At 66.8% G+C, this 14,600-nt stretch carries 13 protein-coding genes and 1 riboswitch; of the genes, 10 read left to right on the plus strand and 3 right to left on the minus strand.

Annotation, left to right across the window (positions count from 1 at the left end; genetic code table 11):
* Window positions 1–10 precede the first annotated feature (10 nt).
* A riboswitch (S-adenosyl-L-homocysteine riboswitch) is annotated at window positions 11–91 on the minus strand.
* Window positions 92–124: 33 nt separating this feature from the next.
* Window positions 125–1,297: a methionine adenosyltransferase gene (gene metK / locus G315_RS0108360; protein ID WP_018145137.1), complete on the minus strand. Its 1,173-nt coding sequence runs from the start codon at window positions 1,295–1,297 to the stop codon at window positions 125–127.
* Between the two features lie 405 nt (window positions 1,298–1,702).
* Here metK and tkt point away from each other — a divergent pair, with 405 nt between their 5' ends.
* From tkt to G315_RS0108390, 6 genes are all read left to right on the plus strand, one after another.
* A complete protein-coding gene (gene tkt, locus G315_RS0108365; RefSeq protein WP_026338850.1) occupies window positions 1,703–3,703 on the plus strand; it encodes a transketolase in 2,001 nt (666 codons plus the stop codon).
* Window positions 3,704–3,745: 42 nt separating this feature from the next.
* Window positions 3,746–4,744 carry a type I glyceraldehyde-3-phosphate dehydrogenase gene (gap, locus tag G315_RS0108370; RefSeq protein ID WP_018145139.1) on the plus strand — a complete coding sequence of 333 codons (999 nt, stop codon included), beginning with the start codon at window positions 3,746–3,748 and terminating at the stop codon, window positions 4,742–4,744.
* A gap of 129 nt (window positions 4,745–4,873) precedes the next feature.
* Window positions 4,874–6,052 (plus strand): phosphoglycerate kinase, encoded by a 1,179-nt coding sequence (locus G315_RS0108375; RefSeq protein WP_018145140.1) that lies wholly within the window; start codon window positions 4,874–4,876, stop codon window positions 6,050–6,052.
* Window positions 6,053–6,089: 37 nt separating this feature from the next.
* On the plus strand, window positions 6,090–7,520 hold the full coding sequence (gene pyk, locus G315_RS0108380; RefSeq protein WP_018145141.1) for a pyruvate kinase: 1,431 nt from the start codon (window positions 6,090–6,092) through the stop codon (window positions 7,518–7,520).
* Between the two features lie 78 nt (window positions 7,521–7,598).
* Window positions 7,599–8,663: a class II fructose-bisphosphate aldolase gene (gene fba, locus G315_RS0108385; protein WP_018145142.1), complete on the plus strand. Its 1,065-nt coding sequence runs from the start codon at window positions 7,599–7,601 to the stop codon at window positions 8,661–8,663.
* A 131-nt stretch (window positions 8,664–8,794) separates the two neighbouring features.
* Complete coding sequence (locus G315_RS0108390; RefSeq protein WP_026338851.1) at window positions 8,795–9,574, plus strand: lipid-binding SYLF domain-containing protein; 780 nt, start codon at window positions 8,795–8,797, stop codon at window positions 9,572–9,574.
* On the opposite strand, the gene bioD is transcribed toward G315_RS0108390, so the two are convergent.
* Window positions 9,514–10,233, minus strand: a complete 720-nt coding sequence (gene bioD, locus G315_RS0108395; protein ID WP_019612310.1) for a dethiobiotin synthase — start codon at window positions 10,231–10,233, stop codon at window positions 9,514–9,516. The genes G315_RS0108390 and bioD overlap by 61 nt on opposite strands.
* Entirely contained in the window at window positions 10,230–11,126 is an 897-nt protein-coding gene (locus G315_RS0108400) for a phosphoribosylaminoimidazolesuccinocarboxamide synthase (RefSeq protein WP_019612311.1), read from the minus strand. The genes bioD and G315_RS0108400 overlap by 4 nt, the downstream gene beginning before the upstream one ends.
* A 291-nt stretch (window positions 11,127–11,417) precedes the next feature.
* Between G315_RS0108400 and purE the strand changes: the two genes are divergently transcribed.
* Genes purE through G315_RS0108420 form a run of 4 tightly spaced genes read left to right on the plus strand, consistent with a single transcriptional unit; the run spans window position 11,418 to window position 14,387 of the window.
* Complete coding sequence (gene purE / locus G315_RS0108405; RefSeq protein ID WP_018145146.1) at window positions 11,418–11,927, plus strand: 5-(carboxyamino)imidazole ribonucleotide mutase; 510 nt, start codon at window positions 11,418–11,420, stop codon at window positions 11,925–11,927.
* The gene (locus tag G315_RS0108410) at window positions 11,924–13,105 is read left to right on the plus strand and encodes a 5-(carboxyamino)imidazole ribonucleotide synthase (RefSeq protein ID WP_019612312.1); all 1,182 of its coding nucleotides are present in this window, start codon (window positions 11,924–11,926) and stop codon (window positions 13,103–13,105) included. The genes purE and G315_RS0108410 overlap by 4 nt, the downstream gene beginning before the upstream one ends.
* Window positions 13,102–13,719, plus strand: coding sequence for a class I SAM-dependent methyltransferase (locus G315_RS0108415; protein ID WP_018168954.1), 618 nt, complete (start codon window positions 13,102–13,104; stop codon window positions 13,717–13,719). The genes G315_RS0108410 and G315_RS0108415 overlap by 4 nt, the downstream gene beginning before the upstream one ends.
* 2 nt (window positions 13,720–13,721) lie before the next feature.
* Entirely contained in the window at window positions 13,722–14,387 is a 666-nt protein-coding gene (locus G315_RS0108420) for an energy-coupling factor ABC transporter permease (protein ID WP_019612313.1), read from the plus strand.
* Window positions 14,388–14,600 lie beyond the last annotated feature (213 nt).

Genomic DNA, 14,600 nt, shown 5'->3' on the forward strand with positions numbered 1-14,600 from the left:
TCTCCGTTTATCTGGATGAGCGCCGTGTTCATGTTTCAGGGTGCATCCGGCTGAGCCTGACGGTAAAACCGCTGCAGCGCTCCTCAGCCGGATGGGTATTTCTTCTAAGAAGTGTCGGAGACTCTTAGAGGCCCGCCATCTTCTTGAGTTCCTCGGCCTTGTCGGTACGCTCCCAGGGGAGGTCGACATCTTCGCGGCCGAAGTGACCGTAGGCGGCAGTCGCCTTGTAGATCGGACGCAGCAGATCCATCATCTGGATCAGGCCCCACGGGCGCAGATCAAACACTTCGCGTACAAAGCCTTCGATCTTGCGATCGTCCAGCTTGCCGGTGCCGAAGGTGTCGATCGTGATCGAGGTCGGTTCGGCCACGCCGATGGCGTAGGAGACCTGGATCTCGCACTTCTCGGCCAGGCCGGCGGCAACGATGTTCTTGGCCACATAGCGACCGGCGTAGGCTGCGGAACGGTCCACCTTGGACGGGTCCTTGCCGGAGAACGCGCCACCACCGTGACGGGCCATGCCGCCGTAGGTGTCGACGATGATCTTGCGGCCGGTCAGGCCAGCGTCGCCCACCGGGCCGCCAATCTCGAACTTGCCGGTCGGGTTGATGTGGAGCTTGTCGTCGGCGACCTGGCTCAGCCATTCAGCCGGCAGGACCTTCTTGAAGATCTCTTCGTAGATCGCTTCCTTCAGATCCTTCTGCGAGATGTCCGGGCTGTGCTGGGTCGACAGGACCACGGCGTCCAGACCGGCCGGCTTGCCATTTTCATAGCGCAGGGAGACCTGGCTCTTGGCGTCCGGACGCAGCCACGGCAGCTTGCCGCTCTTCATCAGTTCGGACTGGATGCGCACCATCTTGTGGGCGTAGAAGATCGGGGCGGGCATCAGGGTGTCGGTCTCGCGCGCGGCGTAGCCGAACATCAGGCCCTGGTCGCCAGCGCCCTGGGTGGCGCGGTCGGAGACGTCGCGGTCCACACCCATGGCGATGTCCTGGGACTGCTCGCCCAGCACGTTCAGCACGGCGCAGGTCTTGCCGTCGAAGCCGACGTCGGAATCGTTGTAGCCGATCTCGACGACGGTGTCGCGCACCAGGCGCTCGTAGTCGATCTGCGCGCCAGTGGTGATCTCGCCCAGCAGCATGACCATGCCGGTCTTGGTGGCGGTCTCGCAGGCGATACGTGCATGCGGGTCCTGCTCGATGATGGCGTCGACGATGGTGTCGGACACCAGGTCGGCCATTTTGTCGGGGTGACCGGCAGAGACAGATTCCGAAGTAAAGATATAGTCGTTGGACATTAAGCGTTCCTTTTGGGTCGTTTCGATTTAGTTTTGCGCAAAACGACCTCTAGTGTAACGCGACTCGCAGGATTTTTCTAAGCCCCTCCTCCGCGATCGTCAGGGCATCGGTGCCCCGGCCGGCGGCGAGGGCGCAGCGTGGCGCGGTTTGGGGCCGACTTGCCCCGGTGCCCGAAAGTGGCCAAAATGCACCGCCTTTGATGGGGAGTGCTGCCCGCCGCGCGTTCGCGTGGCCGAGTAAGGGTCCGCTCCCGCAGGCTGCTCGGGCCACCGCCGTGCGCTGGCGCGCCGGCCGGTACTGGTGAGCCCTCGTTCGGTCGACTCGTCCGGGTCTGCCGCCGCTGGCGCCTCGCGCCGCCGCCCGCCATCAGCCGAACCCAATACTACTTAGAGCAGGAGATCAGCATGCCGACCCGTAGAGAGCTTGCCAACGCCATCCGCGCCCTTTCGATGGACGCAGTTCAGAAGGCCAATTCCGGTCACCCGGGAGCGCCGATGGGGATGGCGGACATCGCCGAGGTGCTGTGGAACGACTACATGCAGCACAACCCGGCGAACCCGAGCTGGCCGGATCGCGACCGCTTCGTGATGTCCAACGGTCACGGCTCCATGCTGGTCTACTCGCTGCTGCATCTGAGCGGCTACGACCTGCCGATGGACGAGATCAAGCAGTTCCGTCAGCTGCACTCGCAGACCCCGGGCCACCCGGAATACGGCTACACCGCCGGTGTCGAGACCACCACCGGTCCGCTCGGCCAGGGCATCTCCAACGCGGTCGGCATGGCGCTGGCCGAGAAGATGATGGCCGCCCACTTCAACCAGCCGGGCCACGACATCGTCGACCACAACACCTACGCCTTCCTTGGCGACGGCTGCATGATGGAAGGGATCTCCCACGAGACCTGCGCGCTGGCCGGCACCCTGGGCCTGGGCAAGCTGGTCGCGTTCTGGGATGACAACGGCATCTCCATCGACGGCGAGGTCGAGGGCTGGTTCACCGACGACACCCCGGGGCGCTTCGAGGCCTACGGCTGGCACGTGGTGCGCGGCGTGGATGGCCACGACGCCGACGCGGTCAAGGCCGCGATCGAGGAGGCCCGCCAGAACAGCGACAAGCCGAGCCTGATCTGCTGCAAGACCGTGATCGGCTTCGGCTCCCCCAACAAGTCCGGCAAGGAAGAGTGCCACGGCGCCGCCCTGGGCGACGACGAGGTCGCCCTGACCCGCAAGGAACTGGGCTGGGAGCACGGCCCGTTCGAGATCCCGAACGACATCTACGCGGGCTGGAGCGCGAAGGACAAGGGTGCCAAGGCCGAGACCGAGTGGAAGGAACGCTTCGCCGCCTACAAGGCCGCCCATCCGGAACTGGCCGCCGAGTTCGAGCGCCGGATTGCCGGTGATCTGCCGGCTGACTGGAGCGAGAAGGCCAACGCCTATATCAAGCAGACCATCGAGAAGGCCGAGAAGGTCGCCTCGCGCAAGGCCTCGCAGAACGCGATCGCCGGGATGGCCCCGGCCGTTCCGGAACTGCTGGGCGGTTCCGCCGACCTGGCCGGCTCCAACCTGACCATGTATGGCGGGTCCAAGGGCGTCACCCGTGACGACGCCGCCGGCAACTACGTCTTCTACGGCGTGCGCGAGTTCGGCATGGCCGCAATCATGAACGGCATCGCCCTGCACGGCGGGTTTATCCCGTACGGCGGTACCTTCCTGATCTTCTCCGACTACGCCCGCAACGGCATCCGCATGTCCGCGCTGATGAAGCAGCGCGTGATGTACGTGCTGACCCACGATTCCATCGGTCTCGGCGAAGACGGCCCGACCCACCAGCCCATCGAGCAGACCCCGAGCCTGCGTCTGATCCCGAACTTGAACGTCTGGCGCCCCTGTGATGCGGTCGAGACCGCCGTCGCCTGGAAGGCCGGCATCGAGCGTACCGACGGCCCGTCCGCGTTCATCCTGTCGCGTCAGGGCCTGCCGCACATGGAGCGTGACGGCGAGCAGCTCGCCAACATCGCCCGCGGCGGTTACGTGCTGAAGGATTGCGACGGCACCCCGGACCTGATCTTCATCGCCACCGGTTCCGAGATTGAACTGGCCGTGCAGGCCGCCGACGTGCTGAGCGGCGAGGGCAAGAAGGTCCGCGTGGTCTCCATGCCCTGTGTCGAGCTGTTCGACCAGCAGGATCCGGCCTACCGCGAGGCCGTGCTGCCGAAGGCCGTGCGCGCCCGTGTCGCCATCGAGGCCGGCGCGACCACGACCTGGCACAAGTTCACCGGCCTCGACGGCGCGGTGTTTGGCCTGGATCGCTTCGGCGAATCCGCCCCGGGTGGTGCCCTGCTCGATTACTTCGGTTTCAAGCCGGAGAACGTCGCCCAGGTCGCACGTGACGTGCTGAACGGCTGAGCCCGAATTCGATTTCGCTTAAGCAATAAAGAGGAGACTCTCATGTCTATCAAGGTTGGTATCAACGGCTTCGGTCGTATCGGCCGCATGGCTTTCCGTGCCATCGCCAAGGATTTCCCGAACCTCCAGGTGGTCGGCATCAACGACCTGCTGGATCCGGAATACCTGGCCTACATGCTGCGTTATGACTCGGTCCATGGCCGCTTCGAAGGCGACGTCAGCGTCGACGGCAACGACCTGGTGGTGAACGGCAACCGCATCCGCCTGACCGCCGAAAAGGATCCGGCCGCGCTGAAGTGGGGCGATATCGACGCCGACATCGTGATCGAATCCACCGGTCTGTTCCTGACCGCCGAGACCGCCCAGAAGCATCTGGACGCCGGCGCCAAGAAGGTCGTGATGTCCGCGCCGTCCAAGGACGACACCCCGATGTTCGTCTTTGGCGTGAACCATGGTGAGTACGCCGGCCAGACCATGGTCTCTGCCGCGTCCTGCACCACCAACGCCCTGGCCCCGGTGGCCAAGGTGCTGAACGACAAGTTCGGCATCAAGCGTGGTCTGATGACCACCGTGCACGCCGCCACGGCGACCCAGAAGACCGTCGATGGCCCGTCCATGAAGGACTGGCGCGGGGGCCGCGGCATCCTGGAGAACATCATCCCGTCCTCCACCGGTGCCGCCAAGGCCGTGGGCAAGGTGCTGCCGGAACTGAACGGCAAGCTGACCGGCATGGCCTTCCGCGTGCCGACCTCCGACGTGTCGGTGGTCGACCTCACCGTGGAGCTCAACAGCGACGCCAACTACGACGACGTCTGCGCCGCCATGAAGAAGGCCTCCGAGGGCGAGCTGAAGGGCGTGCTGGGCTACACCGAAGACCTGGTGGTCTCCACCGACTTCCGTGGCTACACCGCCCCGTCCGTGTTTGACGCCGGCGCCGGCATCCAGCTGGACCCGACCTTCGTGAAGGTCGTCGCCTGGTACGACAACGAGTACGGCTACACCTGCAACATGCTGCGCATGGTGGAGCACGTCGCCAAGTAAGGCCGGATGGCCGGGCCCCTCGGGGTCCGGCCATTTGCATTGCCTGGGTCCAAGAGGTCTGGGGCCAGTCCCTGCGGGGGCTTGCCCGAAGCCTTTTCTCTTTCCAACCGTATTTCGAGAGGTACTCCCATGTCTGTCATCAAGATGACCGATCTCGACCTGCAGGGTCGCCGTGTGCTGGTGCGTCAGGATCTCAACGTCCCGGTGAAGGGCGGTAAGGTCACCTCCGACGCCCGTATCCGCGCGAGCCTCGAGACCGTGCAGAAGGCCCTGGACGCCGGCGCGGCCGTGATGCTGATGTCGCATCTGGGCCGCCCGACCGAGGGCGAGTTCTCCGAGGAGGACTCTCTGGCCCCGGTCGCCGAGCATATGGGTGGCCTGCTCGGTCGCGAAGTGCGCCTGGTTCGGGATTACCTCGACGGCGTGGATGCCAAGCCGGGCGAGGTGATCCTGCTCGAGAACGTGCGCTTCAACGCCGGCGAGAAGAAGGACGACGAGGCGCTGGCCAAGAAGTACGCGGCGCTGTGCGACGTGTTCGTGATGGACGCCTTCGGTACCGCCCACCGCGCCCAGGCCTCCACCCATGGCGTGGCCAAATTCGCCCCGCAGGCCTGCGCCGGCCCGTTGCTGGCCAAGGAGCTGGAGGCCCTGGGGCAGGCCCTGGAGACCCCGAAGCGCCCGCTGGTGGCAATCGTCGGTGGCTCCAAGGTCTCGACCAAGCTGACCGTGCTGGAGTCGCTGTCCAAGGTGGTCGATCAGCTGATCGTCGGTGGCGGCATCGCCAACACCTTTATCGCGGCCCAGGGCCATGGTGTCGGCAAGTCGCTGTACGAGGCGGATCTGGTCGATGAGTCCAAGCGCCTGATGGAGGCCGCCCGCGCCAAGGGCGGCGAGATCCCGGTCCCGACCGACGTGACCGTGGGCAAGGAGTTTTCCGAATCCACCCCGGCCGAGACCAAGGCCGTGGACGCCGTTGCGGACGACGACATGATCTTCGACGTCGGCCCCGAGACCGCGGCCACCTACGCCGAGGCCCTGCGCAATGCCGGCACCATCGTCTGGAACGGCCCGGTGGGCGTGTTCGAGTTCGATCAGTTCGCCGGCGGCACCAAGGCCCTGGGCGAGGCGATCGCCGAGAGCAATGCGTTCTCCATCGCCGGGGGTGGCGACACCCTGGCCGCGATCGACAAGTACAACCTGGCGGATCGCATCAGCTACATCTCCACCGGCGGCGGCGCCTTCCTCGAGTTCCTCGAGGGCAAGACCCTGCCGGCCGTCGCCATCCTGGAAGAACGGGCCAAGGGCTGAGGCCCTTGTCCTTCCCCGCTGACGGAGACACGCGCGGATGAGACGTACCAAGATCGTAGCCACGCTGGGGCCGGCAACGGACAGCGACGAGGCCATGGAGGCCATCATCCGGGCCGGTGTGGATGTGGTCCGGTTGAATTTCTCGCATGGCGATCCGGATGACCACCGCCAGCGCCTGGCGCGGCTGCGGGCCGCCTCCGAGCGCGCCGGCCGTTGCGTCGGTGTCCTGGGCGACCTGCAGGGCCCCAAGATCCGCATCGACCGCTTCCAGCAGGGCAAGGTGCAGCTGGAAGAGGGCGCGCCCTTCGCGCTGGATGCCGAGCTGGATCGCGACGCGGGCGATGCCACCCAGGTCGGCCTGACCTACAAGGACCTCCCGGACGACGTGCGCACGGACGACATCCTGCTGCTGGATGACGGTCGTATCGTGCTCAAGGTCACGGCGGTCAATGGCAGCCGGATCGAGACCACCGTCGAGGTCGGCGGCGAGCTGTCCAACAACAAGGGCATCAACCGCCAGGGCGGCGGCCTGTCTGCGCCCGCGATTACGGACAAGGACCGCGACGATATCCGCCTGGCGGCCGAGCTGCAGGTGGACTACCTGGCCGTCTCGTTCCCGCGTTCCGCCCAGGACCTGCACCTGGCGCGGGGCCTGTTGAAGGATGCCGGCTGGGAGGCCGGGATCTGCGCCAAGATCGAGCGCTCCGAGGCCTTGGAGGTGATCGACGAGATCATCGCCGCCTCGGAGGTCATCATGATCGCCCGCGGCGATCTGGGCGTGGAGATCGGTGACGCCGAGCTCCCGGGGGTGCAGAAGACCCTGATCACGCGCGCGCGCAGCCTCAATCGTCTGGTCATCACTGCGACCCAGATGATGGAGACCATGATCCAGAACCCCATCCCGACCCGCGCCGAGGTATTCGACGTGGCCAACGCGGTGCTGGACGGCACGGATGCGGTGATGCTCTCTGGCGAGACCGCGACCGGGCGTTATCCTGCGCGCGTGGTCACCAGCATGGACCGGATCTGCGAGGCTGCCGAGCGCCAGCGCGCCGCACGCCAGTCGGACCATCGCATGGATTCGACCTTCGGCCGGGTCGACGAGGCCATCGCGATGGCCACCATGTATACCGCCAACCATCTCGATGTCTCCGCGATCGCCGCGCTGACCGAGTCCGGGTCCACGGCGCTGTGGATGTCGCGCATCAGCTCGGGCATCCCGATCTACGCGCTCACCCAGCACGAATCGACCAGCCGCCGCATGACGCTTTATCGCGGCGTCTATCCGGTGACCCTGAAGCCGATCCCCGAGAGCCACGAAAGCGTGAACCGTGAGGCGGTGAACTTGCTCAAGGCCGAGGGCGTCGTGCAGGATGGCGAGTTGGTCATCATTACCAAGGGCGACCTGCAGGGCGAGCATGGCGGCACCAACGCCATGAAGATCGTGCGCGTCGGCGAACTGGCCTGAACCGCGCACCGCCCGCAGTCGCCAACCAGATAATCGACTTTTTCACTACCTCAGTCCGAATCCCGTAAGGAGGAATCCATGGCTCTAATCTCACTTCGCCAGCTTCTGGACCATGCCGCCGAGCATGGCTATGGCATGCCGGCGTACAACGCCAACAACATGGAACAGGTCCATTCGATCATGGAAGCGGCCGCTGCGGTCGACTCCCCGGTGATCATTCAGGCCTCCGCCGGTGCCCGCAAGTACGCCGGCGAGCCCTTCCTGCGCCACAACATCATCGCCGCCATCGAGCAGTACCCGGACATCCCGGTTGTGCTGCACCAGGATCACGGCTCCGAGCCGGCAGTCTGCCTGCGCTCCATCCAGTCCGGCTTCAGCTCGGTGATGATGGACGGCTCCCTGATGCCTGACATGAAGACCCCGGCTTCTTACGACTACAACCGTGACGTGACCGCCAAGGTCTCCGAGATCGCTCACGCCTGTGGCGTGTCCGTGGAAGGCGAGCTGGGTTGCCTGGGCTCCCTGGAAACCGGCATGGCCGGCGAGGAAGACGGTTCCGGCGCCGAGGGCCAGCTGTCCCACGACCAGCTGCTGACCGACCCGGACGAGGCCGCCGACTTCGTGAAGAACACCAAGTGCGACGCCCTGGCGATCGCCATCGGTACCTCCCACGGCGCCTACAAGTTCACCCGTCCGCCGACCGGTGACATCCTGGCCATCCAGCGCGTGAAGGAGATCCACGCCCGCATCCCGGATACCCATCTGGTCATGCACGGCTCCTCCTCCGTTCCGCAGGAGTGGCTGCAGATCATCAACAAGTACGGCGGCGACATGGGCGAGACCTACGGCGTGCCGGTCGAAGAGATCCAGGAAGGCATCAAGCACGGCGTGCGCAAGGTCAACATCGACACCGACCTGCGCATGGCCTCCACCGGTGCGGTGCGCAAGTTCCTGGCCGAGAACCCGAAGGAATTCGATCCGCGCAAGTTCCTGAAGGCTTCGACTGCCGCGATGAAGGACCTCTGCCAGGCCCGTTACGAGGCCTTCGGTTGCGCCGGCATGGCGTCCAAGATCAAGCCGATCTCCCTGGACGACATGGTCAAGCGCTACCTGTCCGGCGAGCTGGATCCCAAGGTCAACTGATCCTGCGGATTGCAGCACGAAAAAGGGGGCTTCGGCCCCCTTTTTTTGTGCCATGATGAATGTATTCGTTAGGGAGACGCCGACGCATTCGCGCGGCTGCGTCTCCCTTGGCCTTTCTGGAGGTTTCCACGATGCAACGACTGATCCTTGTCTGCCTGACGACGCTGGTGTTTGCCGCCATGGTGGGGAGCGCTCACGCGAACCCGTTCAGCCGCGAGATCGATCCGCAGGACATCATCGATCGCGCCCAGGCGACGGTGGAGAACATGGCCACCCACCCCGAGTACGAGTCCCTTAAAGAGGACTTGCGCGACGCCCGCGGCGTGGTGATCTTCCCGCGCGTGGCTCGCGGGGCCTTCCTGATCGGAGGCTCCGGCGGCATCGGCGTGTTCCTGGCCTGGGACGACGAGCGCGGCGATTATTCGCCGGTGGCGTTCTACTCCCTCGGTTCGGTCAGCTTCGGCATGCAGTTCGGTGGTGATGCCGCCGAGGTGGTGATGGTCGCGCGCACCCAGGATGCGGTGGACTCGATGTTCGGGTCCGCGATCCGTCTGGGGGGCGACGCCTCGGTGGCTGCCGGTCCGGTCGGCGCGGGCCGGAGTGCCACCCCGACGGCCGACTTCCTGTCCTACTCGCGGGCGCGGGGTGCCTACCTGGGCATGAGTTTGTCCGGCTCGCGCATGACGGTGCGCGACGACTTCAACGAGGCGTACTACGGCGAGTCCCAGCGCCCGGTGCATATCATCGAGACCCGCCGCGTCGACCGCGAGGGAACCCGTGCCCTGCGCGAGACCCTGGCCGGGTTCCGTGTTGACGAAGAGGAAGCCCCTGCGGCCTCCGAGGACCGCGGTCAGGAGCGTGAGTCCTCCGGCGGCGTGCGCCCGGACAACTTCGAGGTGGAGAGCTTCTGAGTCAGCGCCGCGCGGGTGATTCCTTCCGCTGACTCGATGATCGGGGGGCTCGTGCGTGAACGCAGCGCGGCCGCATTGTCGAGGCGCGGGTCGGCATCCACCCGGCGCCGGTTCAGCACGATCCCGGCCAGTTGCAGGCCGCGTCGTTCCAGGGCCTCCAGGGTCAGCAGGCAGGTGTTCAGCGTGCCCAGCCGGTCCTCCGCCACCAGCAGGACCGGCAGCCCGAGGGCCTCGGCGAGGTCCGCGTTCAGCCCATCGGCACACAGCGGCGAGTAGAAGCCCCCCGCACCCTCCACCAGCCGCGGGCCCGTGCCGTCGGGGGCGCAGGCCGCGGCCAGCTCCGCGATCGTCAGGCGCACGCCCTGGTTCGCGGCGGCCTGGTCCGGGGCGATGGCATCGGGGAAGCGCCAGGGCGTGACCTGCTCGATGGCGGCGTCCGGAAGGCCCGCCGCGCGGGTCAGGTTCATCCCGTCCTCGGGCCGCAGCCCATCCGGGCCCGGCGGGCAGCCGGATTCCACCGGCTTGCGCGGTTGTGGCCGCAGCCCACGATCCCGCCAGAGTTCCAGCAGCGCGCAGCTGACGAAGGTTTTGCCGACGCCGGTGTCGGTGCCGGTGACGAACAGGCCCTGCGGGGACGCTCCTGTCTGTGTCGGGCTCATGCGTCGCGGGTCAGGCGCTCCAGGGCCTCGCGATAGCGCGCCGCGGTCTGTTCCACCACTTCCGCGGGCAGCTCGGGGCCGGGCGCCTGCTTGTTCCAGTCCAGGGTCTCCAGGTAGTCGCGTACGTATTGCTTGTCGAAGGACTCGGGGCTGGTGCCTGGCGCGTAGCGGTCGGCCGGCCAGAAGCGCGAGGAGTCCGGGGTCAGGACCTCGTCGATCAGATGCAGGGTGCCGGCGGCATCGACGCCGAACTCGAACTTGGTGTCGGCGATGATGATGCCGCGCTCGGCCGCGTAGTCGCGCGCCATCGCGTAGATCGAGAGTGCTGCATCACGCACCTGACGCGCTCGTTCTTCGCCGATGGTCGCTACCACGGAATCGAAGTCGATATTGGCGTCGTGGTCGCCGACGTCGGCCTTGGTGCTGGGGGTGAAGATCGCCTCCGGGAGTTTCGAGGCGAGCTCCAGGCCGGCCGGGAGCGGGATGCCGCAGACCGCGCCGCTGGCCTGGTAGTCCTTCCAGCCGGAGCCGATCAGGTAGCCGCGTACCACCGCCTCCACCGGCAGGGCCTCGAGCCGGCGAATCACCAGGCTGCGTCCTTCAAGCGGGGCACGAATGGCCGGGTCCGGGATCACCTGTTCCAGCGGGATCTCGGTCAGCTGGTTGGGGATGCCCAGCTCGCGTTCCACCTTGTGCATCCAGAATTGCGTGATCTCGGTCAGCACCCGGCCCTTCTCCGGCACGGCCGTGGGCAGGATCACGTCAAAGGCGGACAGGCGGTCGGTGGTGACCATCAGCCAGTGGTCGGCGTCCACCGCATAGAGATCGCGCACCTTGCCGCGATGGACGAGTTCGAGGTCGGGGATGTGGCTTTCAAGCAGGGTGTCAGTCATGCCGCGATTCTACCGGGCGCGGGCCTTGCGCACCACGAAGCGGACGAAGACACGAAGAAAAGCGATCCACAAGGAGACGCGACGATCGGCAGCAAGCGCATGGGCGCGTCGCGCCTTATCCTCCGGCCATTCACGCCCCCCGCTTCGCTCTCACCAGTGAGGCCTTCCGGCCTCTGGGTCTCCCTGTGGATCGCTCCTTGATCGGGCTTTTCTGCGCGTCCGGGAGCGCTTCGTGGTGCGCATGGCTTGTCGGGTGGGGCCGGGGTCGCTATCGTTCGGGCCATGACTGAGATGGCAGGCAATTCGGCGGCGCCTCGCGTGGGCGTCGTGATGGGGAGCACCTCCGACTGGGCGACCATGGAGCGGGCGGTGGATGTGCTGGACGAACTCGGGGTCCCGTTCGAGGCCCGGGTGGTGTCGGCTCACCGAACACCGGATCTCCTGTTCGAGTACGCCGAGCAGGCGCGCGAGCGGGGCCTGCAGGCGATTATCGCCGGGGCCGGCGGGGCGGCGCACCTGCCGGGGATGCTGGCGTCCAAGACGCCGGTACCGGTGCTCGGGGTGCCGGTCGCCTCGCGCCACCTGAAGGGGCAGGACTCGCTGCTGTCCATCGTGCAGATGCCGCGCGGCATACCCGTGGCGACCTTCGCGATCGGCGAGGCGGGCGCGGCCAACGCCGCCTTGTTCGCCGCCGCGATGCTGGCGAACCACGATCCCGATCTGCGTGAGCGTCTGGATGCCTTTCGCCAGTCCCAGAGTCAGGCCGTGCTGGGGCAGACCCTGCCACCGGACCCGTCATGATCCAGCCCCCTGCGACCCTCGGGCTGCTCGGTGGCGGGCAGCTCGGCCGCTATTTCGTGGAGGCCGCACAGGGCATGGGCTATCCCGTATGGGTCCTGGACCCGGACCCGGCGAGCCCGGCCGGGCGAGTGGCGGCGCGGCACTTGTGCCAGGCCTTCGACGACCCCGATGCGCTGCAGGCCCTGGCCGGGGCCTGCGCGGTCATTACCACCGAGTTCGAGAACATCCCGCGCCCGGCCGTGGAGTGGCTGGATGCCCGCGCCTGTCTGCGCCCGGGGCCGCGCGCCCTGAGCATTGCCCAGGATCGCCTGGAGGAGAAGGCCTTCCTCGGCGAGATCGGTGTGGCGGTGGCTCCCTGGCAGGCGGTCCTGGCCGGCCAGACGCCCGAAGTGCGAGCGGACGCGGGAGGGCCGACGTTCCCCGCGATCCTGAAGACTGCGCGCCTGGGTTATGACGGCAAGGGCCAGGTCCGGCTGGCGCAGGCCGGCGAGTTGCCCGCGGCGCATGCGGAGCTGGGACTGGTGGACTGCGTGCTGGAGGCCCAGGTCGAGCTGGAGCGCGAGCTCTCGGTGCTGGTGGCGCGAACCGCGGACGGATCGAACGAGGCCTTTCCGGTGGCGGAAAACACCCATCACGAGGGCATCCTGCACCTGACGCGGGTGCCGGCCCGAGTCGGTGACGAGCCGCGCGAACGCGCCACGGCGATCGCCCGGCACATTGCCGAGCAGCTCGACTACCAGGGGTTGCTGGCGGTGGAGTTCTTCCTCACGGTGGAGGGTGAGTTGCTGGTCAACGAGATCGCGCCGCGTCCGCACAACTCCGGGCACTACACCCAGGATGCCTGCACCGTCAGCCAGTTCGAGCAGCAGGTGCGCGCGGTCTGCGGGCTGGGATTGGCCCCGGCCTTGCTGACGACCCCGGTGGCGATGGTGAACCTGCTGGGTGACCTGTGGCCCGCCGCAGCGGAACCCGACTGGCAAGACGTGCTGGCTGCCGGCCGCGCGCGGCTGCATCTGTATGGCAAGGCCGAGGCCCGGTCCGGCCGCAAGATGGGGCACATCAACGTGCTCGGTCTGCCGGGCGAGGACGACGCCGGCGCCGCGGCCTCCACCGCCGAGGCCCTGTGGCAGGGCCTGGCCGAGGCTGTGGAGCGGACTGCGGACGGAGGGGTGGCATGAAGGAGGGCTTCCCCACGATCCAGGCGCGGCGTACCCGTCAGGCGGAGCTGAAGCGCGACCTGGAGTTCGAGGACACGCTGGCCGGAGAACACCTGCGGTTCCGCACGACCTGGGGCCTGTTCTCGCCGCGCCGCATCGACGATGGCACGCGGATGTTGCTGGAGCGCATCGAGGTGGAGCCAACCGATGCCTGCCTGGATCTGGGCTGTGGCTATGGCCCGATCGGCCTGACGCTGGCGCGCAAGGCGCCGCAGGGCCACTGCACGCTGGTGGACACCAACTTCCTGGCGGTGGAGTACAGCCGGCGTAACGCCGAGCTGAACGGCATCACCAATGTGGACTGCGTGACCAGTAATGGCTTCGCACAGATCCGTGACCGGCGTTTCGATCTGGTCACCTCCAACCTGCCGGCCAAGGTGGGGCGCGAGATGCTCTACACCTACCTGCTGGACGCCCACGAGCAGATGAACCCGGGTGGACGCATCTATGTCGTAACCATTACCGGGTTGCGGCGGTTCATCGAGAAGGGGTTCAAGGAAGTGTTCGGCAACTACGACAAGGTCAAGCAGGGCCGCGAGTACACTGTCGCGGCCGCGGTGCGCGAGCCCGACTGAGCATGGTCGAGGGGGCGGGCGAACTGCCGGTTGCGCTCCGGGTGCTGTCCGCCGTGCTGCTGGGTGGCGGCATGCTGGTGATGCTGCGGCGCATGCCCTGGGAGACCTTCTTCGTGCCCGGCCGCGCCCAGCTGTTCGTGATCGCCACGCTGTGCCTGCTGCTGATCTGGAGCCTGCGGGCGCAGGCCCTGGATGGGCTGGCCCTGCATTTTCTGGGTATGGCCACCGTGACCCTGATGTTCGGTTGGCAGCTGGCGATCCTGATGGTCTTCCTAGTAGTGGCGATCCTCGGCCTGTTCGGCGTGCTCCCGCTAGCCGCCTTCCCGTTGACGGTGCTGCTGGCGGGCATCCTGCCGGTCGCGGTCACCTGGGGCCTGCTGCGGCTGTCCGAGGCGCGTCTGCCCGCGCACATGTTCATCTACCTCTACGCGGTCGGTTTCCTCGGCGGGGCGCTTTCGGTGGTTGCCACCGTGCTGGCCTCGGCGGCGATCTACGGGTTGTTCACCGAGCTCGCCTGGGCGGATATCCATCGCGACTACCTGCGCTACCTGGCCCTGCTGGTGCTGCCCGAGGCGGTGATCAACGGGATCGTGATTACCGGCCTGGTCATGGCGCGTCCCGAGTGGCTGGCGACCTGGTCGGACGAGCGCTACATCCACGGACGCTAGGGAAACACTGATCAATGAACGCGTTCGCGCTCGAGTCGCTTTTGCGTGCGAACAAGGCGCGGTGACTGCCGTGCAGTCATTCTGCACAAGGGAGCCGCAACGCCGTTCCCACGCAAAAGCGGCCGAGCCCCTGCATTCAATTGGTTGTGGGGTTGGTGCCCCAGGTTCCCCGATTCTGCGTTGCGCCGCTTGCCGGTAGAACCACTACCGGCT

It is taken from the genome of Thioalkalivibrio sp. AKL7, assembly GCF_000381705.1.
Lineage (GTDB): Bacteria > Pseudomonadota > Gammaproteobacteria > Ectothiorhodospirales > Ectothiorhodospiraceae > Thioalkalivibrio > Thioalkalivibrio versutus.